Origin of the sequence: Wolbachia endosymbiont of Phyllotreta cruciferae, from assembly GCF_918697765.1 — a bacterium.
GTDB lineage: Bacteria > Pseudomonadota > Alphaproteobacteria > Rickettsiales > Anaplasmataceae > Wolbachia > Wolbachia pipientis.
Genome location: NZ_OU953855.1, coordinates 151,486 through 178,338 on the forward strand (window position 1 = coordinate 151,486; position 26,853 = coordinate 178,338).

General features: G+C 34.8%; 17 protein-coding genes and 5 pseudogenes. 12 read left to right on the forward strand and 10 right to left on the reverse strand.

Translation table 11 applies throughout. From position 1 onward, the window contains the following. Nucleotides 1-96 precede the first annotated feature (96 nt). Together ubiB and NL281_RS00750 are read right to left on the reverse strand one after the other, a co-directional pair. The gene (gene ubiB / locus NL281_RS00745) at nt 97-1,527 is read right to left on the reverse strand and encodes a 2-polyprenylphenol 6-hydroxylase (RefSeq protein ID WP_236514429.1); all 1,431 of its coding nucleotides are present in this window, start codon (nt 1,525-1,527) and stop codon (nt 97-99) included. Then, a complete protein-coding gene (locus tag NL281_RS00750) occupies nt 1,524-2,264 on the reverse strand; it encodes a metal ABC transporter ATP-binding protein (RefSeq protein ID WP_006279528.1) in 741 nt (246 codons plus the stop codon). The genes ubiB and NL281_RS00750 overlap by 4 nt, the downstream gene beginning before the upstream one ends. Between NL281_RS00750 and NL281_RS00755 the strand changes: the two genes are divergently transcribed. Continuing rightward, the gene (locus NL281_RS00755) at nt 2,256-3,137 is read left to right on the forward strand and encodes a zinc ABC transporter substrate-binding protein (RefSeq protein WP_012673303.1); all 882 of its coding nucleotides are present in this window, start codon (nt 2,256-2,258) and stop codon (nt 3,135-3,137) included. The two genes, NL281_RS00750 and NL281_RS00755, sit on opposite strands and share 9 nt — an antisense overlap. A 56-nt stretch (nt 3,138-3,193) precedes the next feature. On the opposite strand, the gene NL281_RS00760 is transcribed toward NL281_RS00755, so the two are convergent. Next, a complete protein-coding gene (locus tag NL281_RS00760; protein WP_010082632.1) occupies nt 3,194-3,469 on the reverse strand; it encodes a helix-turn-helix domain-containing protein in 276 nt (91 codons plus the stop codon). A 25-nt stretch (nt 3,470-3,494) separates the two neighbouring features. Beyond that, on the reverse strand, nt 3,495-3,695 hold the full coding sequence (rpmG, locus tag NL281_RS00765; RefSeq protein ID WP_015589280.1) for a 50S ribosomal protein L33: 201 nt from the start codon (nt 3,693-3,695) through the stop codon (nt 3,495-3,497). Nucleotides 3,696-3,844: 149 nt separating this feature from the next. Here rpmG and NL281_RS00770 point away from each other — a divergent pair, with 149 nt between their 5' ends. The 5 genes and pseudogenes from NL281_RS00770 (at nt 3,845) to murE (ending at nt 10,744) form a co-directional block, all read left to right on the forward strand. Beyond that, the gene (locus NL281_RS00770; protein WP_253303408.1) at nt 3,845-5,617 is read left to right on the forward strand and encodes an Rne/Rng family ribonuclease; all 1,773 of its coding nucleotides are present in this window, start codon (nt 3,845-3,847) and stop codon (nt 5,615-5,617) included. 86 nt (nt 5,618-5,703) lie between these two features. Further along, complete coding sequence (gene dnaK, locus NL281_RS00775; RefSeq protein WP_012673300.1) at nt 5,704-7,626, forward strand: molecular chaperone DnaK; 1,923 nt, start codon at nt 5,704-5,706, stop codon at nt 7,624-7,626. Between the two features lie 70 nt (nt 7,627-7,696). Next, complete coding sequence (locus tag NL281_RS00780; protein ID WP_077188332.1) at nt 7,697-7,981, forward strand: BolA family protein; 285 nt, start codon at nt 7,697-7,699, stop codon at nt 7,979-7,981. A gap of 7 nt (nt 7,982-7,988) precedes the next feature. Then, a pseudogene (gene metC, locus NL281_RS00785) lies at nt 7,989-9,222 on the forward strand (cystathionine beta-lyase). Continuing rightward, entirely contained in the window at nt 9,197-10,744 is a 1,548-nt protein-coding gene (murE, locus tag NL281_RS00790; RefSeq protein WP_253303410.1) for a UDP-N-acetylmuramoyl-L-alanyl-D-glutamate--2,6-diaminopimelate ligase, read from the forward strand. The pseudogene metC and the gene murE overlap by 26 nt, the downstream one beginning before the upstream one ends. A 703-nt stretch (nt 10,745-11,447) precedes the next feature. On the opposite strand, the gene NL281_RS00795 is transcribed toward murE, so the two are convergent. The 3 genes from NL281_RS00795 to uvrA all read right to left on the reverse strand — a co-directional run bounded on the left by NL281_RS00795 (nt 11,448) and on the right by uvrA (nt 15,571). Then, nucleotides 11,448-12,179, reverse strand: a complete 732-nt coding sequence (locus NL281_RS00795) for a ComF family protein (protein WP_253303411.1) — start codon at nt 12,177-12,179, stop codon at nt 11,448-11,450. Between the two features lie 227 nt (nt 12,180-12,406). Next, complete coding sequence (locus tag NL281_RS00800; protein ID WP_010082388.1) at nt 12,407-12,721, reverse strand: hypothetical protein; 315 nt, start codon at nt 12,719-12,721, stop codon at nt 12,407-12,409. Between the two features lie 54 nt (nt 12,722-12,775). After that, nucleotides 12,776-15,571 carry an excinuclease ABC subunit UvrA gene (gene uvrA / locus NL281_RS00805; RefSeq protein ID WP_253303412.1) on the reverse strand — a complete coding sequence of 932 codons (2,796 nt, stop codon included), beginning with the start codon at nt 15,569-15,571 and terminating at the stop codon, nt 12,776-12,778. 239 nt (nt 15,572-15,810) lie between these two features. Here uvrA and NL281_RS00810 point away from each other — a divergent pair, with 239 nt between their 5' ends. The 4 genes and pseudogenes from NL281_RS00810 (at nt 15,811) to NL281_RS00830 (ending at nt 19,694) form a co-directional block, all read left to right on the forward strand. Continuing rightward, on the forward strand, nt 15,811-16,980 hold the full coding sequence (locus NL281_RS00810) for an IS4 family transposase (protein ID WP_253303197.1): 1,170 nt from the start codon (nt 15,811-15,813) through the stop codon (nt 16,978-16,980). A gap of 225 nt (nt 16,981-17,205) precedes the next feature. Continuing rightward, complete coding sequence (locus NL281_RS00815) at nt 17,206-18,402, forward strand: phosphoglycerate kinase (protein WP_253303413.1); 1,197 nt, start codon at nt 17,206-17,208, stop codon at nt 18,400-18,402. Between the two features lie 49 nt (nt 18,403-18,451). After that, nucleotides 18,452-19,246 (forward strand): annotated as a pseudogene (locus tag NL281_RS09055) (EndoU domain-containing protein). Nucleotides 19,247-19,343: 97 nt separating this feature from the next. After that, nucleotides 19,344-19,694, forward strand: coding sequence for a diacylglycerol kinase (locus NL281_RS00830; protein ID WP_151807638.1), 351 nt, complete (start codon nt 19,344-19,346; stop codon nt 19,692-19,694). A gap of 11 nt (nt 19,695-19,705) precedes the next feature. Here the strand turns inward: NL281_RS00830 and NL281_RS00835 are convergent, their stop codons facing one another. The 3 genes and pseudogenes from NL281_RS00835 to NL281_RS00845 all read right to left on the reverse strand — a co-directional run. Then, entirely contained in the window at nt 19,706-20,650 is a 945-nt protein-coding gene (locus NL281_RS00835; RefSeq protein ID WP_253303694.1) for an RluA family pseudouridine synthase, read from the reverse strand. Beyond that, nucleotides 20,641-22,338: an MraY family glycosyltransferase gene (locus NL281_RS00840; RefSeq protein ID WP_253303416.1), complete on the reverse strand. Its 1,698-nt coding sequence runs from the start codon at nt 22,336-22,338 to the stop codon at nt 20,641-20,643. Before NL281_RS00840 ends, NL281_RS00835 begins: the two co-directional genes overlap by 10 nt. Before the next feature lie 421 nt (nt 22,339-22,759). Further along, a pseudogene (locus NL281_RS00845) lies at nt 22,760-23,458 on the reverse strand (ComEC/Rec2 family competence protein); the annotation flags it as partial. Between the two features lie 864 nt (nt 23,459-24,322). Here NL281_RS00845 and ltrA point away from each other — a divergent pair. Both ltrA and NL281_RS00855 read left to right on the forward strand, forming a co-directional pair. Then, a pseudogene (gene ltrA / locus NL281_RS09060) lies at nt 24,323-25,420 on the forward strand (group II intron reverse transcriptase/maturase). A 106-nt stretch (nt 25,421-25,526) separates the two neighbouring features. Continuing rightward, a pseudogene (locus NL281_RS00855) lies at nt 25,527-26,764 on the forward strand (IS4 family transposase). The last annotated feature ends 89 nt before the right edge of the window (nt 26,765-26,853 follow it).

Consider the following 26,853-nt stretch of genomic DNA (forward strand, 5'->3'; position numbering starts at 1 on the left):
AAAGAAAGTGGAAAATTGGACATTCTCAACTCGGCTCCTGCAGATTAAAAATTAAGTTGAATAAAAATTGGATTTGACGCAGTTTTTTCCCATAGTTTAAGAAATTAAAAGTTTAACGATTAGAATTATAATTACAAACCACAATAAAAAATAGACTTTTCCATTTGATTTATTTTTAATTTGGATGTTTTCTAATTTTTTATCAGCTATTAGGTTTAATTTTTCTATAAGGCTAAATATCCCTTGGATTGTTTTTACAGGATAAGAACTTCTAATTTTTTCCCTATACCCTATTTTACTTTCATGTTGACTGCTTATCCACGCTTCAACTACTTTCCACATATTGATTTCTGGGTAGATCTTTCTACATGTCCCTTCCAGTAAAATCATAGTTTTCTGCAGCAATAACAATTGTGTTTGAACTTTCATATCAAAATCACCAGTTATTTTTAATAGCTGAGCAAGTAAACTAGCAAATGAAATCTTCTGTATAGGCTGCCCAATAATGGGTTCACCTATTGCCCTGCAAGCTGTGACAAAATTTCTATGCTGTGATGAAACGTAACCAGCTTTAAAGTGCATTTTTGCAACGTGATCATAATCCCGATTTAAAAAGCCTTTGAGTATCTCTATAACGTAATAGCATGTCTCACGATCTATTCTACCCATGATTCCACAATCCAGAGCAATAATATTGTTATTACTATCAACCATTAGATTTCCAGGATGCATATCAGCATGAAAAAAACAATCCCTGTATACCTGATTACAAAACGATTCTATAAGATTGATAGCTATTTGCTTATGATTATTCAGTTTTTCAACTTCGTATATTGGCGTTGCTTCTATCCATTCTAATGTTAAAACCTTTTTTGCAGTTCTATTCCAATCTATTTCAGGTACATAAAAACCTCTGTCATTTTTTGTGTTTTTCTTTAGTTCCGAAGAGTGAGCAGCTTCAAAACGTAGATCTAACTCTAATCGGCAAATTTCAGCAAAAGTTTTAACTAATTCAATTGGCCTCAGCCTTTTTGATTGTTCGCTAAATTTTTCTGCAATTTCTGCAAGCCAAGAAAGCATTTTTATATCTCTTGAGAATGTTTTCTCAATATTTGGCCTTAAAACCTTCACAGCAACTTCCTTACCCTCAGTTGTAACCGCTCTATGCACCTGAGAAATCGATGCTGCTGCAATTGGCTTTTCAGAAAAGCTTGAAAAAATGTCGCTCAATTTACAATTAAACTCACTTTCTATAGTTTTAACTGCTATTTTATGTGAAAATGATGGCAATCTATCACATATCAATAACAAGTTATTTGTTATATCTTCATTTAAAACATCAGTACGTGATGAGATAGACTGCCCAAACTTAATGAACACCGGACCTAATTTTTCAAGAGCACACTTTAGCTTGTGGCCTTGTATTTTATTTATTGATTTTTTTGATGGTGGAAGTAAATAAGGTAATATATTGTAACGCGTCAGCACCGTAGTTATGTGCAGAAGACGCAAAATATTTTGAATCATTTCGCTGCGTAACTGCTAAATATTTCATTTAGGGTTCTATTTTTCATAATCTCATCAGGCTTGCCTTGGCAATAGATAGTATTATTTATACAAATTATGTAATCTGAGGATGGTAGAGCAGAGTTAAGATCATGAGAAGTCATAAGAATCGATACCAATCGTTTTTTTGCTATTTTATTTATAATATCATAAAATTTAGCCCGCGCGTTAATATCCATTGCACTAACTGGTTCATCTAGAATGATCAAGTCAGGCTCTGCAATTAAACAACGTGCAAGTAGCAATAATTGTGTTTGCCCTGCAGAAATTTCTAACACTTGATTCTTCAAAATGTTACCGATACCAACCAACTCTATCGTTTCTGTAATAATGGATTGATTTTTCTTTAGTCTTTTCAAGGAGCTATTTAAAAGGAAATATTCAACTGTTATTGGCATCAAATTACTAATACTAAAATTTTGCGGCATATAGCCAATTTTTATGTTGTCAGCAAATACGATATTACCGGTACAGCTTTTATTTATGCCAGCAATTGCTTTCACTAAAGAGGTTTTACCTCCACCATTTGGACCAAGTATTGTAATTATGTCTCCTCTTTCCATGAACATATTGATATTGTCAAGGATTCTTTTACCATCATATGTGAGAGCAAGATTTTCTATTTTTAGAACACGATTATTGACATTATTCAATTTATTGACAAAATTTAACTTCTTCTCAACGTTTATATGAGACATTTACTGACTTTTTTTCTATTACTTTCATTTACACTATACTATAATATCGCCTTTTCATCCAATTTAAAAGTTGTAGCTACAATCAAACCTATCCACTCACTTGTAGCTTCTATTACAGAAGGGATTTTAGAACCGGAATTGCTTGGCTATGCAACATCTGCGCATAATTATATATTAAAGCCATCTGATGCGAGTAATTTAGAATCAAGTGACGTTATATTTTATGTTGACGATAACTTAGAGACGTTTGTTCAAACTTTCGCCAAAAATAATAAAGAACTAGTGCAATTGTCAAAGGCAATCAACCTACTTCCTACTCGGCCACATTCATTTTCTAGAAAAATTACTCACATTAAAGATGAAAAAGATTTACACATTTGGCTGAGTCCCGAAAATGCAAAGAGCATGATACTTTCTGTAAGTGCAACATTGTCTAACATAGATAAAGAAAATTCCCATCGATACAACTCTAATGCAACAAAAGCTATAAAAAAAATAGACCAAGAAGTAAAAGAAATCATGAAAGAACTGAATGATTTTAAAAATCAAAAATATATCGTCACTCACGATGCTTATCAATATTTTGAAAAATATTTTGGTTTAAATCACCCAAGCGCCATTCTTTCCATAGAAGAGGATTCTTACATAGGTATGAGGAGTTTAATGAAGCTAAAAAAGATAATGAAGGAAGAAAACGTTAAATGTATATTTGCTCATTCACAGGAAGACAGCATAAAGCCTAATGCTCTTTCTAATGACGCAAAAATGGTAGTTCTTGATCCTATTGGATCAGACATAGAGCCTGGAAAAGATGCATATCTAGCTATAATCAATAACATTGCACAAAATTTTAAGTCTTGTTTTGTTGAGTAATAAGTTCCCTTTTAGCTTACTGTTTTATTGTTCTGCATTTATTTGTCCTTTACATATTATGCAGGTTTAGAATTATGCTTTATTCTTACGTTTATGTCTTGGCCCAATACAATCAATAAGTTAAGCAAGTATTCTAAGGAGAACCCTTCGATTTTTGACCTATTGATTTGAGATACTTTAGGTTGATCAATCTTTAGAGCGTTTGCTGCTTTTTTCTGTGTTGTGTACTTCTTACTTATTAATTGTGCAATGACCTTTATTAATTTCAGTTTTGTATCTTTCACATCCCCCAACTCTACTATTATAGGATAACTTAATTGTAAATTTTGCATAATAATAAAATCCCTTATAAAAAAATTACTTTAGTTTTTCTTCTTTAAATAACACATGCCTTCTGACTACTGGGTCATACTTCCTAAACTCCAGTTTTTTGGTAAGCTTTTTTGGATTACGCTTTTTTACATAAAAATAACCTGTTGATTTTTCTTCACCAGTTTTTGTTGTCTTGATTGCAGTGCTAACTAACTTAACGAGCAAAGAAGCATTTTTTTTCGCCATACTTATAATGATATAATAAATTCTATGCGAGTTTATTACGCAAAACACTAAAAGTCAACCGAATAATGCAGATCGTAAAATTCTTGACAATCAACAGTGCATTAAGTAGCATGAAGTTAACTTCAGAATGAAAAGCAAACGGTAAATAAGTGGTAAATAGTGGTAAAAGGTTATTATTGATAGAAAATTCCACCTGTTCTAATGAGGTAAGAGTTGCCTTGTCAGTTAATAATAAGGTTGTAGAATTTGAACAAGAATTCAAGGAAAAAAAACAATTAAGAGGTAATATATACGTTGCTTATATAAAGCGTATAGAGCCTTCTTTGCAAGCCGTATTTATCGAATATGGAAAAAATAAGCAAGGTTTTTTGTCTTTTTCCGAGATATCTCTAGATTACTTCAATATTCCAGAAAAAGAAAAGGAAACTATCTTTGAGAGCTACTCAAATGACGATTATACAGAAAAAGGGAACGATACCATAGCAAATGTCTCTTCAGATTCTGCAGCTAGTAAGAATGTCAACGAGTCAGGTAGTGGTTTTGTAAGAGAGGTACCTTTATATAAAAAATACAAATTACAAGATGTTATTTCAGTAAATCAAAAAGTATTGGTTCAGCTAACTAAAGAGGAACGAGGCAATAAAGGAGCTTCATTTACAACATACATAACTTTAGTGGGTAGATACTGTGTTTTCATGCCAAATTCCATGAGTAAAGGTGGAGTGTCTCGCAGAATTGAAGATGCTAATGTCAGAAAGCAGTTAAAGGAGATACTGAGTTCAATAAACTTGCCAAAAAGGTCAGGTTTAATAGTAAGAACTGTTGGTTCAGGAAAAAATAAGAAAGAAATTGAGCAGGATTACAATTACTTATCCTCATTATGGCAGAGCATTCAAAAAAATGCCTTCTCTGTAAACGTTCCATCATTAATTTACAATGAAGCAGATGTAATTATGAGATCTGTTCGTGATTTTTGTAGCGATGGTATAGAAGTTATAGTGTCTGGAAAGGAAGCTTTTGAGGCAGTTAGGCAATATGCTAACAATGCACTAAAAGGTAGTAAGTTGCGCTATAGATTGTATAGAGGTTATGCTCCGATCTTTACTTACTACGGAATCGAAGATCAAATTTCTGAGTTATATAGCAATAGAGTAGAATTGCCATCTGGTGGGTCTTTGATAATAACTTTAACTGAGGCGTTTGTTTCGATAGACGTGAATTCAGGAAAGATGACAGGAGAAGATAGCATAGAAGAAACAGCTTATAGAACCAACATGGAAGCAGTACCTGAAATATCAAGACAGGTGAATCTTAGGGGCCTATCAGGATTAATAGTAGTCGATTTTATTGATATGTTGAAATATCAGTATTGCAGAGCTGTTGAGTCTGCTATAAAGCAAGCGTTTAAAGATGATAAAGCTAAAGTTCAATTTAGCTACATAAGTGACTTTGGTTTAATGGTATTTTCAAGACAAAGAATTAAACCAAACATACAAGAAATTAATACTACAGAGTGTTTACACTGCAAAGGTACTGGAAGAGTAAAATCAAACGAAGTAATTGTTTCATCAATACTAAGGGATTTACAATATATTGCTAACAAGAATCGAAATAAGTCTTTTGATTTAGTAGCACACAGTGCAGTTATAGCGCACATTTTTAATAACAAACGCAATACAGTTTCTACAATCGAAAAAGAGTTTAATATTACATTGAACGTTAGTATTGATAACAGTTTAGATATAAATACATTTGTTTTAAAACAAGGAGATGATGTTAATTTAAACGGTTATAAGCCATTACAGAACTCTGGATACCAAATTGGGGATAGCAGCAATGAAGAAGCTGATAATTCAAATAAACTACGAGGCAATTTTTGGCTGACTAAGTGGCTTTCGCGCCTTTTAAGTTCTAATAACTAATTAGAAACCTAAATTGGGCTTGTAATTAATGAGCCCTATACTTATATATTCTTATATCAGATAATATTTACAATGGGGTACTCATTATGGGAAGAGCAATAGGCATAGATCTCGGAACAACAAATTCTTGTGTTGCAATAATGCAGGGCAAGGATACAAAGGTAATAGAAAATAAAGAAGGGGCAAGAACTACTCCATCTATAGTTGCATTGACTTCTTCAGGAGAAAGGTTGATTGGTGCTCCAGCAAAAAGGCAAGCAACCACCAATGCAAGTAATACCTTTTTTGCTACTAAGAGATTAATAGGCCGTCAATATAGTGATCCTGAGATGAAAAATCTAAGTGTACCATACAAAGTATTTGCAGCAAAAAGTGGTGATGCATGGGTTAAAACAACTGATAATAAAGAATATTCTCCTAGTCAAATTGGTGCATTTATACTACAAAACATGAAAGAGGCAGCAGAAGCTTATCTTGGAGAGGAAGTAAAAGATGCTGTGATAACAGTGCCAGCATACTTCAACGACTCTCAACGTCAAGCAACAAAAGATGCAGGAAAAATTGCCGGATTAAATGTACTCAGAATAGTAAATGAACCGACTGCTGCAGCACTTGCTTATGGTCTTGATAAGAAACATGGGCACACAATAGTAGTATATGACCTTGGTGGTGGTACATTTGACGTTTCAATACTTGAAATAGGTGATGGAGTTTTCGAAGTGAAAGCAACAAACGGTGATACCCATCTTGGAGGTGAAGACTTTGATAATGGAGTAGTGAGTTATTTACTAGATGAATTCAAGAAAAGTAATGGCATTGATTTGAAAAATGATCCAATGGCTATGCAAAGAATCAAAGAAGCTGCTGAAAAAGCGAAAATTGAATTATCAAGTGCAATGGAAACGGAAATAAATCTACCGTTTATTACAGCTGATGCAAGTGGTCCAAAACACTTAAATATGAAATTAACGAGAGCAAAACTTGAAAGCTTAGTGAATGATTTAATCGAAAGAACTATGGCTCCTTGTAAAAAAGCTCTTGAGGATGCTGGTTTATCTGCTAGTCAAATTGGCGAAGTGGTTCTTGTTGGTGGCATGACTCGTATGCCAAAAGTCATAGAGAAAGTTAAAGAATTCTTTGGCAAAGATCCACATAGAGGAGTTAACCCTGATGAAGTTGTAGCAATTGGAGCTGCAATACAGGCGGGGATCATTCAAGGTGATGTAAGAGATGTGTTACTACTTGATGTGACCCCACTTTCTCTTGGTATTGAAACTCTAGGAGGAGTATTCACTCCACTTATTGAGCGTAATACTACAATTCCTACTAAAAAATCTCAGGTGTTTTCAACTGCAGAAGATAACCAAACAGCTGTTACAATTAAGGTGCATCAGGGTGAAAGAAAACTGGCAGTTGATAATAAGCTACTCGGTCAGTTTAGTTTGGAAGGGATACCTCCTGCTCCGCGCGGAAGGCCACAAATTGAAGTGACATTTGATATAGATGCAAATGGAATAGCACACGTTTCTGCAAAAGATAAAGCTACTGGAAAAGAGCAAAAAATACGCATTCAATCTTCAGGTGGTTTATCTGATGATGAAATAAATCGCATGGTAAAAGAAGCTGAAGAAAAAGCGCAAGAAGATGAAAAGCGCAAAAAGTTTATTGAAGTGAAGAATCAAGCGGATAGCTTAGTCCATTCTACAGAAAAGTCTCTGACAGAGTATGGTGATAAAGTTTCACCAGAAGATAGATCTGCTATTGAAAATGCAGTTAACGAATTAAAAGAAGTTAGTAAATCTGATAACATTGATGACGCTGATTCAATACAGCAGAAAGTCACTAATCTTTCTCAATTATCTATGAAACTTGGAGAAGCTATGTATCAAGCATCTCAACAAAATAGTGCTGAAAATGGCTTTTCATCAGAAGGAAATCCAAATGATAAAGAGGAAAAAGTAGTAGATTCTGATTATCAAGACATAGATAATAAAGAAGAGAATAAGTAATTGCGATTGTCATCCCAGTAGCTGATACTGGGATGACAAGAGGAGCATATTGTTGCTTAAAGAAACCATTATGGATATTATTAAAACAATAGAAGAAAAGATACGCGATTCGATAGATGTAATTGATATCAACATTATCGATGAATCAGCAAAGCATGCTGATCATTATTTTGCTTCATCTTCAACATTACCTTCGCACATTAAATTAATATTAATATCTGACGGCTTTATTGGAATGAGCGTTCTAAAAAGACACAAGTTGATTTATGAGTTATTGAAGGGTGAGATAGAGCTAATACATGCAATTTCTCTTCACTTGTATACGCAAGATGAGTACAATTTAAAAAATAAATAATAAAAATGTGAAGGAAGAGTCTATATTAGTTAAAGCAGGAAGAAAATTTAATGACTATAAAGGTTCCATGAACCCGCCAGTTTATCATTCTTCTACCATATTATTCCCTACTTACAAGGACTACTTAAATGCAGCAAATGGAGAAAGTATATACGATGTAATCAATGATGGTGTTGCAAGGGATTATAGCTACAGTAATGTTGGTACTCCTACTGTTCATTATCTTTCAAATGCACTGGCTGAAATTGAAGGGAGTGGACAAGCGCTTATTTATCCTTCCGGACTATTTGCACTTACTTTTGCTATTCTAACTTTCGCTAAAGCAGGCTCGCACGTTTTAATTCAAGATAATAGTTATTATAGGCTTAGGAGGTTTGCAGAAAATGAGCTACCAAAAAGAGGAACAGAAGTAACTTTTTATGATCCAACACAGGATATAACTGATTTAATTCAGAGTAATACTTCATTGATAATGATCGAGACTCCTGGTTCTGTAACGTTTGAGATTTCGAATATAGAGCATATAGTAAAAGTTGCTAAAGAACGTGGAATTGTAACCGTTTGTGACAATTCATGGGCCACTCCTTTGTTATTTAAGCCGCTTGATTATGGAGTTGATGTTGCACTATATGCGGTGACAAAGTATCTAGCCGGTCACTCAGATTTAGTGATGGGAGCTATGGTTGCTGAAGGTGAAACTTTTAAATTGCTTTATGAGAGCTATAAAAATTATGGAGTAACCATTCAATCGCACGACTGCTACCTTGCACATAGGGGACTAAGAACACTGCATGCACGTATGGCAAGGCACCAAAATACAGCAATGGAAGTGGCAAAGTGGCTAGAAAAACATTCAAAAATCAAAAAAGTTTTGTATCCAGCACTTCCCTCCCATCCTCAACACGAATTATGGAAAAGTTACTTCAAAGGAGCAAGTAGCGTATTTAGTATAATACTGGATAGAGAATATTCATGTGAAGAACTAAGCTGCATGGTTGATCATATGAAAATTTTTAGTATTGGTGCTTCTTGGGGAGGGTGTGACAGTTTGATATTACCAATAGATCGTAGATCTATGTCAAGATCTGTAATGAATTCAGATTATGGTGGAAGTTTCATGCGGATATTTTGTGGACTAGAAGATTCTGAGGATTTGATCTCTGATTTAAATGCTGCACTAGCAAGACTGCCATGTTTGAATATCAAAGCTGGCAGATGAAACTGAGAGAATTACTGCATAACATTATTGATGTTAACTTTGATATTGAAATCAAGGGCGTTACATGTAATCCCAAGAGAGTCAAGGAAGGTTATCTTTTTGTTTGTGTGTCAGAAAGGAGTAAAGAATACGCAACATGCGATACTGGAATCCATATCCTTCCTACTGAATCACAGTGTTACGTACACAACTGTGTAGACGTTGTGATACAAGGGGCCAAGAAAGATGTCATCCCAGTGCTTGACTACTTGGATCCAGAAAATTTAATTGTAAATGAACACACTAAGCAATTGTATAATAAAAACTGGATTCCAGTGTCAGCTACTTGCATGACAAATACTCCGGGTTTTGCAGTGCTTGAACACCTAAACCCTCAAGAAATATACAGCGAAATAGTCAGCAGGTTTTATCAATTCAAACAGCCCAAATATGTTGCTGCTGTAACTGGTACAAATGGTAAAACTTCAGTAGTAGAATTTTGCCGCCAGATCTGGCAAAACTCTGGCTATAATGCTGCGTCTATTGGAACACTTGGAACATGCATCAATAATGGCAGAAAAGGTAATAGCAACAGCCTTACCACTCCAGGTGCAGAAGACCTTTACGCAACATTGCGTGGTATAAGTGTAGAACACTTAGTGTTGGAATCATCAAGTCATGGGATTGATCAATACAGAATCCATGGATTAAAGTTGAGTGCTGCAGCTTTTACTAATTTCTCGCAAGATCATTTAGATTACCATAAAAGTCTTGGTGGATATTTAGAAACTAAAAAAAGGTTATTTTACGAAGTATTACCAGAAGGAAAAACAGCGATTTTAAATGCGGATATAGATGAATACGGCGCATTGCTTAAAATAGCTGAAAAACGCAGTAATAAAGTTGTGACTTATGGAAAAAAAGGCTCTGATATTACTTTATTAGAGCAAACACCAACCCCTAATGGTCAACATCTTACAGTAAAAATTGATAACCAAATTTACAATACATTTTTCCCAGTTTTAGGAAAATTTCAAGCATATAATCTGCTATGTGCAATCGGTATATCTGGATTAAATTACAGAGAAATATGCGTAGAAAAACTCATTTCTCCACCAGGAAGAATGGAAAAAGTGAAACCTTTTGCATTCGTGGATTACGCTCATACTCCAAGTGCGCTTAAACAAGCCCTATTGTCTTTAAAATGGCATATCAACAAAAAAATAATTCTAGTTTTTGGATGCGGTGGAAATCGCGATCAGACGAAACGTTCAGAAATGGGCAAAATAGCACAAATGTATGCAGATAAAGTAATAATTACAGATGATAATCCGCGTGATGAAGATCCGGCAAAAATTCGCCACGATATTTTGCTACATTGCCCTGATGCACTGGAGATAGGAGGTAGGAGAGAAGCTATAGAGAAAGGCGTAGATATTGCCTATAACGAGGGTATGATTCTGCTAGTTGCAGGAAAGGGAAATGAGAAATTTCAAATTATAGGCAACCAAACTTTTGAATTTAGCGATGTTGAGGTTATTAAAAATCATGCCTTAACATACTGATTTTCGCAATGGGCTTACCTCCGCTAATGTGCGAATATTGAAGCAAAAGTGATGTCATCCCAGTGCTTGACACTGGGATGGCTTTGTTGCATCGCTAGCTATGATGGATTAAAGATAAAAAAGATAGGGAATATCAGTAGCTTATTATTCTGGTATTTATAACAAGAACGGTCAATGAATACCTAAATTTGAGTAAAAGAAATTTCACTACCATTTACCAATCCGGCTAAAATTCAAGAATTTCAATGCTTTAGCTATTTTCAATAGAATTAAATTTATTAATATAAATAACAAATTACTATTCTTAAATTTGATCAGATTGATTGCAAAAAAACAAGATTTTCAATAGGTTGCTTATAATCCTAACTATAGTTAGCCTTTCATAAGTAGCGATGCAACAAAGCCCACTGGGATCCAGGAAAAAAAGAGCATAGATCCAGTGGATGGCAGGAATTGGTGTCATGAAAGTAGCTGATGCTAGAATTTAGCTTTTTATGCAGCCTTATCAATTTAGTATAAGATCAGCTATTTTTCATACTCAACAAATCAGTTTACAAGCAAACTTTCCTGGATCCCAGTGTCAAGCACTGGGATGACACCCTCCTTGGCAAACAATGTTCGTACAGCTATGTGCGTGACGCTGGCGCTGGAATCTAGAAAAAAATAGATCCAAGTAGTCAAGCTACTTGGATGATACTGACTGCTAATTTTTTATGCAAGAGGTCCAATCATTCACCGTTCTTGCAAGTGATAGCACTCTCACTTCTTTTGCACCGGAGTTTAAAATTTCCTGAGAGCAAGATCTTACAGTTGCTCCGGTTGTTACCACATCATCAACTAATATCACGATTTTATTTTTGATAATTTTCTTGTTGCTTGTTTTAAAAGCCTTCTTTAAGTTTTTTTCACGCTGTTTAAGTGAAAGACCAGCTTGAGGCACAGTATGGCGAAGGCGTTTTATTGCAAATGGCGTATAGGATAAATTGGACAACTTACTCAACTCTTTTGCAAGCAACGCTGCTTGATTATATTTACGTTTAAACAAGCGCATTTTATGTAACGGTATAGGAATTATGACCTCTGCGTTCTGAAATGTATCCTGATTAGCTTGGTGTATCCACTTTGCATAGATTTTTACGTAATTCAAATTATCAAAAAATTTGAAATTTATAATCATGTTTCTACTATGTTGATCATAAGCAAAAACTGATCTTAATACTTTAAACGGTGGAGGATTGATGATGCACTTACCACACGTATAAATATTGTCTGAGATTACTACGCCACAAACATTGCAGTAATGCTTAGTTAGAAAATTGATTTTTTTGTTGCATTCACTACACAGATTAAGATTTTCATCAATGATACATTCGCAACTTACGCATACGCTTGGAAATATGAGATTTGTAGCTTTTTTTAGTAAGAGAAGGTTCACAACTCATTAAATATATTATAAAATAATTTATATAGTATAGCTAAAGTAACTTAAGCTTACACTCTTTCACTTTTTATTTCATTTCAATATAGTTCAAACTGAGCCACTGCTGAGTGCTGTAGCTAGTGCAAGTCAGGTTTTCCTACGTCATACCGCCGCGGTATCTCTAGATCCCGCTAACAAGCAGCGGGATGACGAATTTGTCGTTTATCAAATCGTCGGTAAACCTAAGTCACTTTAGTTATAGTATCAAACATAAAGGTTGCAATATTATGTTGGCTGCTAAAATAGCACCAAGTGCACACAATGAATACACTTTCTCTGCCCTGTGACCCACGTTTATCATTATCTTGATAATACTTGTTATAATTGTCTTTACTCTCAACTCCACAAATTACATCTTTCACAGGTCCTAGCACATTATCAACGTAACGTACAGATTTATAGAAACTATTTTCTGGAACTAGTGTGTTATCTTCTGCTTTCTTAGCAGGTACAACTCCATATTCAACGTACCTTCTAAAGTATCGATATACTGACATTCTTATCTCCAAATCATAAATATGCAACCTAGCCTAATATAATTAAGAAATAGTTTATAATAAATACGTTTTAAGATACCTGCCTGTAACACTTTCTGGAATTTTTGCCACTTCTCCTGGAGTTCCAGTAGCAATCACTTCTCCGCCTTTTATTCCGCCCTCTGGTCCGATGTCTATTATATAATCTGCAGTTTTTATAACGTGCAAATTGTGCTCGATAACTATAACAGTGTTTCCCAGATCGACTAATCTATGGAGTATTTTTAGTAAGTTATTTATATCTTCAAAGTGTAATCCAGTTGTTGGCTCATCAAGAATATACAATGTTCTTCCGGTAAATCGTTTTGATAGCTCTTTGGACAGCTTTATTCGTTGTGCTTCACCCCCAGACAACGTTGTTGACGACTGTCCGAGTTTTATATAGCCAAGCCCCACTTCCTGCAAAGAAACCAACTTTTCTTTTACCATTGGAAGGTTTTCAAAAAAATCACAAGCTTGATCTATCGTCATATCAAGCACATCAGAGATTGATTTTTCTTTATAAGTAACTTCCAATGTTTCCCGATTATACCTTCGTCCTTTACACTGCTCACACTTCACGTAAACGTCCGGTAGAAAATGCATCTCTATCTTTAAGTGCCCATCACCTTTACAAGCCTCACACCTTCCCCCTCTGGTATTAAATGAAAACCGGCCTATATTATACCCCCTTGCTTTTGACTCCGAAAGACCTGCAAACCAATTTCTTATATGAGTAAACATACCGACATATGTTGCTGGATTTGACGCAGGAGTTCTACCAATTGGCGACTGATCAACTTCTATAACTTTATCTATATATTCAAGGCCTTCTATTCTATCACACTGACCATACCTTGCAGACGAATGATGTATCTTATGTGCTGAATATTTATATAACGTTTCTATGACTAAACTTGATTTTCCCCCTCCTGATATTCCAGTAACACAAATAAGATTCCCTATAGGAAATTTAACGCTCACATTTTTTAAGTTATTTTCACATGCATTTATTACTTTTATGAACTGAGTTGCTTGCTTTCTTCTCCTTGGAATTAAAATTTTTTTCTCTCCACTCAAATATTGCCCTGTTATGCTCCCCGAATTTCTTTGCACCTGGTCTGGTGTTCCTTCTGCAACAACTTTTCCACCATTTACGCCAGCTCCAGGACCAATATCAATCGCATAATCAGCAGCCATTATTGTATCTTCATCATGCTCAACAACGATTACAGTGTTACCCATGTCTCTTAAGTTTTTTAGTGTGGCAATTAACCGATCATTATCACATTGATGAAGGCCAATCGAGGGTTCATCAAGAACATATAAAACCCCCGTTAATCCTGAGCCAATTTGCGAAGCAAGTCTGATCCTCTGACTCTCGCCGCCAGAGAGAGTGCTAGATTCTCGATCAAGCGTTAGGTAATTCAACCCTACATTCTTTAAAAATGTTAGCCTCTTGATTATTTCACTTAGTATTTTATTTGAGATTTGCTTCTGTTGTTCTGTGAGCTTGTCTGGCAAATTTTCAAACCACTTAAGGGATTCATCGATGCTGAGCCTAGATATTTCACCTATATGTTTGCTATCAATTTTTACTGTAAGCGCTTCTTTTTTCAATCTATAGCCAGTACATTCTCTGCAGTGAGTGACAGAGCAATATCGCTCAACAAGTGTTTCATCATAATCCATCTGGTTCTCCAAGATACTGATCAAACCTTGAAATTTATTAGAGCCAAAGAGTATCATATCTTTTACTTCTTGATCTATGTTCTTCCACGGAATATCAAGGTTAAATTTGTAGTTTTCAGCCAGTGATAGAATTGCACTTTTTAGAAATCCATAACCTGTGTGCACTTGACGGAACATTGATCCCACTGGCTTTAAAGCACCCTCAGATATTGAAAGAGTTTCATCCGGTACTATTAGCTTTATATCAACACTTAGTTTTTTACCAAGCCCATTACACGAACCACATGCACCGTAAGGGCTGTTAAAAGAAAATAATCTTGGTTCTATTTCCTCAAGAGTGAAACCAGACTCGGGGCATGCAAAATTCTCTGAAAAAGTCAGAATTTGACCATTTTTATACTCGGAATTATGGTTGTCAGGTAGGTTTACTATTTCTACATACATTAGACCATTACCAAGTTTTAGTGCGGATTCTATACTACTTGGCAGTCGATTTCCTATATCGCCCAATATTGATATTCTATCTGCAACCACAAAAACGTCGTGTTTCTTGTTCTTATCGAGTTTAGGCAAGTCATCTACACTGTACACTTCACCATCTATTTTGAACCTTACGTAACCTTGTCTTTTAATTTCCAATATCTCTTTAAGATGTTCTCCCTTTCTACCACGCACAACAGGGGCAAGTATATATATCTTAGTTTCTAAAGGTAACGCAATTATAGTATCTACAATTTGAGACACCGTTTGTTTTGTTATTGGTAATCCAGTTGCAGGTGAATAAGGAACTCCTATTCGTGCATATACTAAGCGCAAGTAATCGTAAATTTCGGTAACAGTTCCAACTGTTGACCTTGGATTTTTTGAGATCGATTTCTGGTTGATAGATATTGCAGGAGAGAGACCTGTAATCGACTCAACATCTGGTTTATCCTGAATGTTGAGAAATTGACGCGCGTAAGCTGACAGGCTTTCAACGTACCGGCGTTGGCCTTCTGCATAAATCGTATCAAATGCAAGGCTAGACTTGCCAGAACCACTTAGCCCAGTTATAACAACTAGCTTATTTTTCGGTATATTGACGTCTACACCTTGCAGATTATGTTCCCTTGCGCCCTTAACTCTGATAAAATCGTCCATATTATACCATATAGCGTATTAACCATTATAGCCTCAAAATACGTGAATTTATAGTGATATATTGATTTTCTATTGATTTTTTCAACTGTTACGGAAAATTAAGCAGCGTTTGATAAATCGTCATTCCGCTACTTGTTAGCGGCTGAGATACCGCGACGGTATGACGGTTAAGTAGGCCAGTGCCCCATAAGTGTTGAAAGTAACACAAAAAAGACATAAAGAACTATTATTGCAAGAAAATGGAGGCAATAATGGATCAAATAGAAAGAGTACTAAATTTAATAAAAGATGAGGATTTAGAAAGGCTAGGAAAATTAAGTGAAGTAGATAAATGTAATACTAAATTGTTGGGCAAGATTATATTTAAAGGTCTAATGAAGTTAATATTAATGGGGCAAAAAACAAGCCTAAGAGCGCTAGAAATGGTAATAAACAGGTGTATAATGGATAAGAATAGCGATAAAAGTACAGTAACATACAGTGGTTTGTCAAAAAGGTTAAAAGTTATAAATCCAGAATATTTTAAGGGAGTATATATTGATTTGATGAGCAAGATTAAAAAGCTATTACCCCAAAAAACATCAAATAACTTACATAAGTTTGATTCGACGATCATAAATTTATCGGGATATCTCATAAAAGATGGGCTAAAAATAGGCGGTAAAAGTAACGACAGTCAAGTTAAAGTGAGTGTAGGATTAAAGGATCAATTGCCGACAAGTATAAGATTTTGTAAAGGACAAGAAGAAAGTAGTGAAGATATAGCATTAGTGAGAGCAATTAATGAAGCTAAAGTTGAAAAAGAGGATATTTTATTATTTGATAGAGGAATCAGAAAAGTTGGAACTTTTGCCGAATTTGATGAAAAGGAGTACAAATTTATCACAAGAGTTAAAGTAGGAAGAAAACATGATGTTATAAGCAGGAACAAAGTTATAAGAGAACAAAAATCGGATGGATCAGAGATTTTAGAAGATATAATAGTTAATCTTTATCGTGCACGAGGTAAAGTGGCAGAAAAGCATGATCTACGGCTAATAAAAATCAGAAATAAAATTGGAGATGAAATATGGTTTTTGACAAACTTGTTTGAAATGCCAGCTTATGAAGTAACAGAGCTATATAGGCGCAGATGGGATATAGAAGTGTTCTTTAAATTTATAAAGCAAAATCTTGGATATAAGCACTTTTTAAGCCATACTATGAATGGCATGAAGGTGTATATTTACATGATTATTATTACGGCTTTGTTATTTCTTGTTTATAAAATCAAAAATAATCTACATGGGTTCAAAATAGCATTACTGCAATTCACATTGGATCTAAATGACTCTTTTATACGTTCGATTGTTTTACTGTCGGGAGGTAATTTACATGCCGTTGATCATCTCATATCACGTTATTTTTGATACTTTCAACACTTATGGATGACACCCTGACAATCGTCATCCCGCTGCTTGTTAGCGGGATCTAGAGATACCGCGAATGAATCGCGGTATGACGGTTCGTGGTGGCATGACGATAAGGTTCCAGTGTCAAGCGTTTGGCATGCAAATTTCCTTAAACGTTCGTAAGCTTAAAACTTTACTTTAGATCAAACTGCTGTATAGTGACTTTATAGCTTCAATTTTGTAATGAACATACCTAGTATAGAAAATTGTGATCTTCACAATAAAACCGTCTTACTCAGAGTTGACTTCAATGTTCCTATAAAAGATGGAGAAATTCGTGATGTCACTCGTATTTTGAGAGCATTGCCTACTATTCAGTATTTAGTGAATGCGAGTGCAAAGATTATTATTATATCACATTTTGGACGCCCAAAGGCCAGAGACAATAATCTGTCGCTAAAAAATGTAATTGACACTTTATCGCAGTTACTAAATAAAAAAGTGAAATTCATTGACGATTGCGTTGGTGAAAAAGTACAAAGAGCAGTAAGTGTTATGGATGCAGGAGATATAATATTACTAGAGAATCTAAGATTTTATAAAGAGGAAGAGCAAAGTGACTCAAATTTTGCCAAACAACTAGCATCTCTAGCGGATATATATGTAAATGATGCATTTTCTTGCTCTCACAGAGCTCACGCTTCTATTTCACGCATTACAGAATTTTTACCTTCTTATGCGGGATTTTGCTTGCAAGATGAGCTAAAGTGTCTTGAAAAAGCTGTATCGTTTAAAGCTAAACCTATTACTGCGATAGTTGGGGGAGCTAAAATATCAACTAAAATAAAAGTGCTTATGAAGCTAACAGAAAAGGTTGATTACCTAGTTCTAGGTGGTGCAATAGCCAACAATTTTTTGTCATTTAGCAAAGTAAATATAGGGAAATCTTTCTTTCAAAATGGTGTTGACGACCTTCTACATAATATTGTTGAAACAGCAAATAAAAACAATTGCAAAATAGTTGTGCCAGAAGACGTTCTGGTTGCAGTAAACTCTGATTACAGCACTAGTATTTCAAGAAAAACTGAGTCCATTTTGGACGGTGATATAATTTTGGATATCGGATCACAAACTTTGAGTACAATAAGCAGTATAATAGCAAGCAGTAAGACTCTGCTGTGGAATGGACCTATTGGTGTTTTTGAACATTCAGCTTTTGCAAGCGGTACAATAGGGGTAATGAAAATCGTAAGTGACTTAACGCACAAAGGAAAGTTAACCAGCATAATAGGGGGAGGCGATAGTCTATCTGCAATAAGCGCTGCAGGCCTTACCGATAAGGATTTTACATATGTTTCCACTGGTGGAGGAGCATTTTTAGATTGGTTAAGTGGCGATGAAATGCCGGGAGTTGCTGCTCTGCAAAAACGATTAGATTAAAACTTTTTTAAATTATTTCTTATAGGCTAGCTTTTTTGTGAACGTGATTATGTCGAAGACAGTTAAACTAATTTTGTGTTTAATAATACCAATAATAGGATTTATTTTTTATATTAAGGATCATTATTTTCACACCGGCTATGTAGAAGAAAATGTTGAAGTCAATTTTGAACCATTTTTCAGTTCACAACCAGCCACCGTTTCAGAATTAACTGACTTCGATAGAGGAGTGTTGAAAGTTTGTGGAGATTGGGGAGCACATCCAGATAAAGAAGATTTCAAAATTTTACTTAGTTGTCCGCAGCATCAAGAAGTAGTGAAAGGAATATATAAGTGATTACGCCAGATGCGGATTTGGAGTTACTTAAAGATGAACTGGCTAACATTTGGTTTACAAATAGTGGAAGTGAAAAAGAAACTATAGGGTTTGGACATATTTTTTGTGGTGAGCCAAACGATAAACTAGGTGGTATGCATTTTGTAGGTAGATATGTTGAAGCTCAAGAAGATAAATGGGCAGGTGCAATTTGGAATGATAAGTCCCTATGCAATAAATCAGATATTAAGCCGCCAGTTTATACATTTGGAATGAAATATTTAGGTAAGGATGGGGAAGTGAAAGTTAAATGCCCAAATGGATACGCATATAACCTTCATGCCGATAATTTCTGCAACTAAGGCGTTTAAGGAATTAGGAAAAGATGGAATGTGTCTATATGAAATGGAAGATGACGATTATCAATCAGTGTTTGTAAGAAAGAATGATGCTATACTCACGTTCTATCCTGACTTAACACCAAAATGTGATGATAAGAGTACTTATTGTAGTTGCGGTAAATCTTAATTTCAAAACCAATAGGGTGAACAAATGATAAAAATGCTATAGGGTGTAGCAAATCCAAATGAGTTAAAATTTTGATTAAAGGGTTTTGTGAATAATAATGAAGAAGGGCATTATTCGTCTAATAAAAGCAATTCAATACTCTTGTGAAGGAATAAAATCAGCTTTTATATCAGAAATTGCGTTCAGACAGGAGTTACTGCTTTTTATAGTATGTGTCTCAATTTTGTTTGTTTTGGATGTAAGTAATCTAGAACGTGCAGTAATGATAAGCAGTCTATTCCTGGTGTTAATTGTGGAAATTGTTAACACTGCTTTTGAAACGACAATTGAGCGTATTTCCAGTGAACAACACATACTTTCAAAAAAGGTGAAAGATCTAGGTAGTGCAGCAGTTTTTCTTTCATTAATTAACTTCCTGATAACATGGATGATAATATTGACAGGTTAATACGAATGTTATTAAGATATGTTGTCAAACTCACCAATTAAAGTTTTTATATCTTGCGGTAAATCAGAGACAAATTCCATGTATCCCTTACTTTTTGGGTGGTATAAGCCCAGTGTATAAGCATGTAGTGCTTGTCTATTGAAATTACGAATGAAACTAGAGTTTTTAGCATATTTTGTGCTTTTACTACTATTTTTTCCATAAACTTGATCACCAACTATGGAATGTCCTATGTGGCTCATGTGGACTCGAATTTGGTGTGTTCTGCCTGTCTCTAAAGTGCATTTAACGAGGCTTACTTGTCCTATAACTTTTTGCACTAAATAGTGAGTGATTGCTAATTTGCCTGTGATTTTTGTTACACACATCATTTCTTTATTACCGCGTTTGGGAGCAATGTTAGTTTCTATAGTTCCCTGCTGGGAAGATAATGTTCCCCAAACTACTGCTAAGTATTCCCGCTTTATTTTGCGATTCGATAACAATTCAGACAAAAAACTATGGGCTGCTTCATTTTTTGCAATTACCATTAGCCCACTAGTATCTTTATCGAGTCTATGAACAATTCCTGGTCTTACATTAAGGTGAGCGATAACTGCGTTCAAAAGCGTATCATTGTTTGTCCCAGCACCTGGGTGCACTGTTAATCCACTTTGTTTACTCAGAACTATAATGTCCTCATCTTCATAGACGATATCAAGTTTTATGTCATAATTAGGCTCAATTGATGTGGATATGTCAGGTTGAACGAGATGTACTATATACTCTTCACCTGGTTTTACTATGTGATCATTATTAATTATCGGTATGCCAAGTAATTTCACCTGCTCATTTTGTATCAATCTTTGAGCTTTACTGCGTGATATGTTGCATTTTTCAGCTATATAGGTGTCTAACCTTAATTTCTCTTTATCATTATTAACACTTAAGGTTATTATTGAGTGATCTATAGTGATTTACCCCGCGCCATTTCCCATGCTGCTTGAACATTTGGGTCTGTAAACATTGTTGCACTAGACTCAATTTGCAGATCACCTTGTTTTTTAATATGGCAAATTGTTTGAGAGCCATCTTTCCAGTAGATTGTAACTTTATTATCAAAATCTCGTAATGTTGCCTCAACCTTTTTTTCTTTATTATCTTTTTCTTCCAGCTTAATAGATTCTAATAAATAATATAGAAAGTCACTTGGTTTGCCGTTGATTTTTTCTTTCCATTCATCTGTTTTTTCTTGTTCAGATTTTTTTTGCTCTAACTTTTCCTTCTTTTGCTGCAGCTTATTTTGTTCTGCTTCCAGCTCTAACTTTCTAACTGTGTCACGTAGTTCTTTGACTTTATTTTCTAATACTAATAATTTATTAGTATTATTTCCATTGTTAGCTTCTAAATCAGGCGTACTTGGTTGAGCTTGCTTCTTTTTTATTTCTTCTAATTCATTCCTTACTACGTTTAATTGCTCCTTCAATTCCGTTTTTTCCTCTTCTGTATCCTCTTTTAACTTTTTTAGCATGCTAAGGAACTCGTTATTATTAGACTGCGTAGTTGATTGAAGCCAGCCTACAAAGCGGCTTGGTTCAAATCGTTCAATTTTATCTTCAGCAATTTTAATAGCATTCTCTAACCTAGAAAAAGTACCTTCAATATCTAGTGAATGTGCTTTTTTTGTCAATTCTTTAGTGTTGTTTAAAACTTCTGAAATTTCTGCATGTAGCCAATCTAAATCTTTTTTGATGTCTTCTCTGATTTTTTTTAGGTGATCAAGCGTTTCTTTAATGTTAATATTTGCAGGCTTTAAAAGACTATTATCAAGTAAATCGCAAGCTTTTTTAAGGTTACTGTCAAATGAGTTGCAAAGCGGACTAAGTAGTTTTTTCATTAGAGATATTAGTTCATTTTCCCTTTTACCAAGCTTATTTTCTACTACTGATACAACCATGCCCTTTCCAGACCAGTATGGAAATAGAAGACCTAAAGAACTGTGTTTTCTAATAGTATGATTTTCATGATCCACGCTATTACTTATTAGATTGCTAAGTGTTGATATGATGCATAAAAGAATAGCGACTAATAAAGCTATTAATATTATTGGAGCATTAATGGATTGTGATATTGCTGAAACTACTATAATAGCACCAAATACATATGATCCTGTAAACAAGAGAATCCTATTTCTATTTTCTGCTTCTATATCTTCTAGTATTTTTCTCTGCGTCTTAGAAATTGGTAAAACTATTGAAAGCTTTTTCCTCTTACGATCTAAATTTGTTACAATTTCAATTTTTTCGGCTTCTTGAACAATCTGGCTGTACTGTTCATCAACTTGATAGTTTCCTACTTTTTTATCTATCTCATTCTCTTTTATTTTTTGTGTATTTATAAAGTTTATAACAGCAGTAAATAAGAAAACTGCAAGAGGAATAAAGGCAAGAGGTGCTGGCGTGAACGCAAATCCAGCAATACTTACTATAACAGGCTGAATAGAAAAGGTAGTAAATGCTATAAGAGTAGCAATGGTACTTGCTATCGATATAGTACCAGAATACTTTCTTATAGAGCTCAAAATTCTACTGGGCTGGTCAGAAAGTTTTCTAAATCCTAAAAAATCAAAATAGTCTTTGAAAGGATCTTGAGTGTCTGTAACCATAACATTTTTCTAGTTTAAACTTATTTAGGTATACATTAACCAAACCTTAAAATCAAGTTTCTTAATTTTTCAACATGTGCCAAGGCCTATTGGAGCGCACTGTATTAATCTTTACGTAACGATTTGTTAACCAAACAGAATGTGTGCCATACGTTTCTAGATCAGCATGTTTAATAATTTTAGCGTTGCAAGCTGAATAGTCGAATTCACTTAATTCTTACTATTACCCACAAATAAAAACATAGTATTGTATTTACTCAAATAATTTAATTTTATTAACCTGAAAGCTTATTAGATTAAAATTATTAAACTAAGAGTTATAATTTTAGCAACTAAAAGCTGTAAATTGCACCATATAAACAGTTATTTCAAGCAAAAGTTATGCCATTAAGAGCTATGCAACAAACATTTATATTTGTGGGTAATAGTAAGCACTTAATTGAATTGTTAAATCAACTTTATCACAATTTTCTGAAATATCTTCTTTTTTATAAGCTAGCAGCACTAATTTATTATTTCCTTTATTATATATGCAGCCATAATCGTTACACTTTAGCCTTTTATCTGAGTTATTGTATTTTTTATGATTCAAAATTTGGTTCTGCCCATTTTGCTTCGCCCATGTTTTGACAACAAAGTTCCTATTTTTTCTGGTGAGAGAATATAGTAAGTTATCACTTTCTTTTACAGCAACATTATCAGCCTTTATCAAGATATCAGGAGTTCTATACATAGCACTAGAGAAAATACCCAGCACAATAAAGAAAATTCCGAAGAAGCGCCAATTTCTTTCCCACAAGCACAGCCACAATAACCCAAATGTTATTATAATAATTGATGAGGCAGGAAAAGTACGAATGGGAATAACCAAATACTGAAGACTAGCGATTGCATTTGTTATATACAAGATACTGTCAATTGGGCGCTCTATAAATGGCGCTATAATCCATTCAATACCTAAAGGAATCAATAAGACATAAATTATTCCAAGTGGAATAATAATTAATGTAACTATTGGTATAGCAACTAAATTTGTGATAATGCCACTAATTGAAAAATAATTAAAATTATATATCGTATACGGAACAGTTGCTAAACTTGCTATTACTGAGCTGATCATTCAATGGCGTCAACTTAAGGAAAAATATCAGCGATAGTGTATAAAATTTCTCTCTAAATTTTTTATCATTAAATTATCCAAAGAGTGCAATAAACAGCACTTTTGTTTCTATTTTATTTCAACAAAGAAGTTTAAAATGTGTCCTTTTTAGGTGAAACATGCGTGCGCCAAGCAAAGTGCGTAAAGTCCAGTTGGTGAAAATCCAACCCAGGCAAAGCCTAGCCAGCAGGCTGGAACAAACCACTATGCTGCGTAAGGTAACGAGCGTAGTAAAGCTAGTGGAATGGACAACACAGGGTACAACGAAAGTGAAGGTATTGAGTCCCGAAATTCTCGATGTCATAGAGGTCGACACGTTGCATATAGTGGAAGACAGCAAGAAGGGTAACAATAGGGCAAGTTATCACTCACTCTATCGGGATCTGAGGCCGTATCACGTGTTGAGATGGAGTTTACGTAAACTTGGGAGATCCTTTGTATTCCTATTAAGGTACGTTGGAACAAGTCAACAAAGGCGAGTACTGACGGAAGATATAAAGGAAGTCGGACTGATTGATAGTACTCAGAGTGTGGGAAAGCCACATACAAGGGGAAGCGGTCAGCAATATAGTGACTGGTTTAGGAATTGCTATGCCAATACAACGGAGGTTGGAATAACGTGCAAAGAAAACTAAATCAGATAGCAGTAAGAGCCAGGCAAGATAAACGATTGAAATTTAATCGTTAATTCATCTGATAAACGCAGAGAATCTTGCTGAATGTTATAAAGAGCTAAAGCATAACAAAGCATGCGGTATAGACCAGGTGACAGTAGAAGCTTATGGAGAAAATCTTGAAGAGAAGCTCAACACTCTGGTGGATAGTATGAAAAGAAAGCGATATCAACCGCAACCAGTGAAAAGAGTATATATACCAAAAGCTGGAAGCAAAGAGAAACGCGGGCTTGGAGTACCGTCTACAGAAGATAAGTTAGTCCAGATAATGCTGAAGAAGATATTAGAAAATATTTATGAAGCTAACTTTCTGGATAACTCATATGGTTTTCGTCCTGGTAGAAGCTGTCATCAAGCGGTAAATGCACTAAATAAAGCAGTTATGTACAGACCAACTAACTATGTAGTAGAAGTTGATATCAAGAAATTCTTTGATAATGTCCAGCACAAATGGCTAATGAGATGCTTGAGAGAACGGATAACAGACCCAAACATACTGTGGTTAGTAAAACGATTTCTTAAGGCAGGAGTAGTCGAAGCAGGACATTATGAAGCAACTGAACTAGGCACACCTCAGGGGGGAATAGTAAGTCCTATACTAGCTAATATATAGTTGCATTATGTGCTGGATTTGTGGTTTGAAAAGAAATTCAAGCTAAGATCTAAAGGTTATATGGAGCTAGTTAGGTATGCAGACGATCACCTGATTTGCTGCGAAAGAGAAAAAGATGCTAGAGAACTCTTAGAGTCACTGAAACAAAGGCTAGGAAAATTTGGACTGGAAATATCTGAAGACAAAACAAGAATAGTAAAGTTTGGCAAAAAGGAGTGGCAACAAGGAATAAGGGAGAAACGAAAAACGGAAAGTTTCAACTTTCTAGGATTCACCCATTATGGTACAAGGAGTCGTAAAGGTAGAGTAATGGTAGGTCATAAAACCTCGAAAGAAAATCTATCTAGAAAACTTAAAGAAATCAAAGAATGGGTGAAAAAGATTCGAAATAAAGTTCACCTTAAAGATTGGTGGTCAATACTTAAAGCAAAACTAACAGGACACTATAACTACTTCGGAGTTAGCGGAAATTACCGGTGGTTGAATAAATTCTTCTGGCGGGTAATCAAGCTAGCGTATAAATGGATAAACCGACGTAGTCAGAAGAAGAGTATGAATTCAAAGCAATTTATACACTATCTACAAGTTAATCCATTACCAAAACCAAGAATATGCTACTCATTATATACAAAATAGGAAATGCTGTGAATACTACATTGTGGAGCCGTGTGCGGGAAAGCTGCAAGCACGGTTCTGGTGGGGGAGTCATAGCGATAAAACTTAATCAGGAGGATTTAAAACTATGACTTCTACCAAACAAAAAGGAAAAAATTTTATTCTACAAATTAAAAATATAATATACTCGAAAGCTTTTCAGAGAATCCATTGTGTTGGAAAAAACAGTTTTACACGAACAAGAAAACTTCCTTTTTCGACAGTATTTTCTATGATTTTAAAGTTAGTTAAAAAAAGTTTGGGAATAGAATGTGAACTTATGGAGCCATTGACATGTACCCTCAAAGCAAGCTTTTTCTAAAGCAAGATATAAGATTTGTCATACAGGTTTTAAAGAATTTAAGCATCCAAACAGCCTATCAAGATGAGCCTGAGTTGGAGAGGCTATAGGCTTATTGCAGCAGATGGTTCTGGTATGAGATTACCCAGCTCTGAGGAAATTGTATCCGAGTTTGGCCGCTTTAAACCAAATGGAACAACAGGCACAATGCCACCATTGGCAATTTGTTTGTTGATTTGTGTACTTCGCTGATTTGTAGTGCTCGTCTTGCGGCTTGGAATATAGGTGAACAAACGTTGGCGGAAGAGCAATTACCCGAAGTTATCACTCAAATGCGTTCATTAAATCAAAAGAAATTATTATTTATCTATGATCGTCTTCAGTAAAATTCATTCAGCAGCATTATGATTTGGAAGTAGATTTTATTTTTCGCTTGCAAAAAAGAAATTATAGCAAGCTATGGGAACGCTGGCGAATTAGATTTCGATTTTATATTAGAAAATGAAAAGCTAAAAAATAAAATGAAAGGACAGAAAGTAAGAGTTATAGTGCTGACATTAGCCAACTGAGAAACAGAGGTATTGATTACTTCACTTTTTGACCGAGTAAAATTTATTTTGGAAGATATCAGCAAAGCTTATGTGTTAAGGTGGCATATAGAGGAGTGCTATAAACGACTCAAAATAGGTGCAGAATTAGAGAATTTTTCTGGCGTAAATTTAGAGGCTGTATTACAAGAATTTTGGGCAAACTTAGTCATGTGTAATATATTGTCGCTTCATATGTGTGATGCACAAGGGCCTTGGAATCCAGATCAAATTGCTGAGTATCGTTTAAATTTTTCGGTTTTATTTGGTGTAATGAGGCAGAAACTCTATCAGGTACTTATTGCGCCAAAAAACTTTCAAGCCCTTTTTGATAGAGCAAGTATACGCGCTAAAGTTAAAATTCGACCGGGACGATTGTATAGCCGCGATAAGGTAGATAAGCCCAAACGCCATCATGTCTTTAGGAGAGTTTGCTAATGAAAGTTCTTAAGTTGACGCCATTGCCTGAACGGATACGGTTTAAGACATAAGATCCTTTTTCATAGCTATACTACGTTATCCAGCGT

Coding starts and splice junctions, on each gene's coding strand:
- ubiB (WP_236514429.1), bottom strand. CDS start 1,527: ATGATTCAAAATATTTTGCGTCTTCTGCACATAACTACGGTGCTGACG.
- NL281_RS00755 (WP_012673303.1), top strand. CDS start 2,256: ATGAGACATTTACTGACTTTTTTTCTATTACTTTCATTTACACTATAC.
- NL281_RS00750 (WP_006279528.1), bottom strand. CDS start 2,264: ATGTCTCATATAAACGTTGAGAAGAAGTTAAATTTTGTCAATAAATTG.
- NL281_RS00760 (WP_010082632.1), bottom strand. CDS start 3,469: ATGCAAAATTTACAATTAAGTTATCCTATAATAGTAGAGTTGGGGGAT.
- rpmG (WP_015589280.1), bottom strand. CDS start 3,695: ATGGCGAAAAAAAATGCTTCTTTGCTCGTTAAGTTAGTTAGCACTGCA.
- dnaK (WP_012673300.1), top strand. CDS start 5,704: ATGGGAAGAGCAATAGGCATAGATCTCGGAACAACAAATTCTTGTGTT.
- NL281_RS00780 (WP_077188332.1), top strand. CDS start 7,697: ATGGATATTATTAAAACAATAGAAGAAAAGATACGCGATTCGATAGAT.
- murE (WP_253303410.1), top strand. CDS start 9,197: ATGAAACTGAGAGAATTACTGCATAACATTATTGATGTTAACTTTGAT.
- NL281_RS00800 (WP_010082388.1), bottom strand. CDS start 12,721: ATGTCAGTATATCGATACTTTAGAAGGTACGTTGAATATGGAGTTGTA.
- uvrA (WP_253303412.1), bottom strand. CDS start 15,571: ATGGACGATTTTATCAGAGTTAAGGGCGCAAGGGAACATAATCTGCAA.
- NL281_RS00810 (WP_253303197.1), top strand. CDS start 15,811: ATGGAGGCAATAATGGATCAAATAGAAAGAGTACTAAATTTAATAAAA.
- NL281_RS00815 (WP_253303413.1), top strand. CDS start 17,206: ATGAACATACCTAGTATAGAAAATTGTGATCTTCACAATAAAACCGTC.
- NL281_RS00830 (WP_151807638.1), top strand. CDS start 19,344: ATGAAGAAGGGCATTATTCGTCTAATAAAAGCAATTCAATACTCTTGT.
- NL281_RS00840 (WP_253303416.1), bottom strand. CDS start 22,338: ATGGTTACAGACACTCAAGATCCTTTCAAAGACTATTTTGATTTTTTA.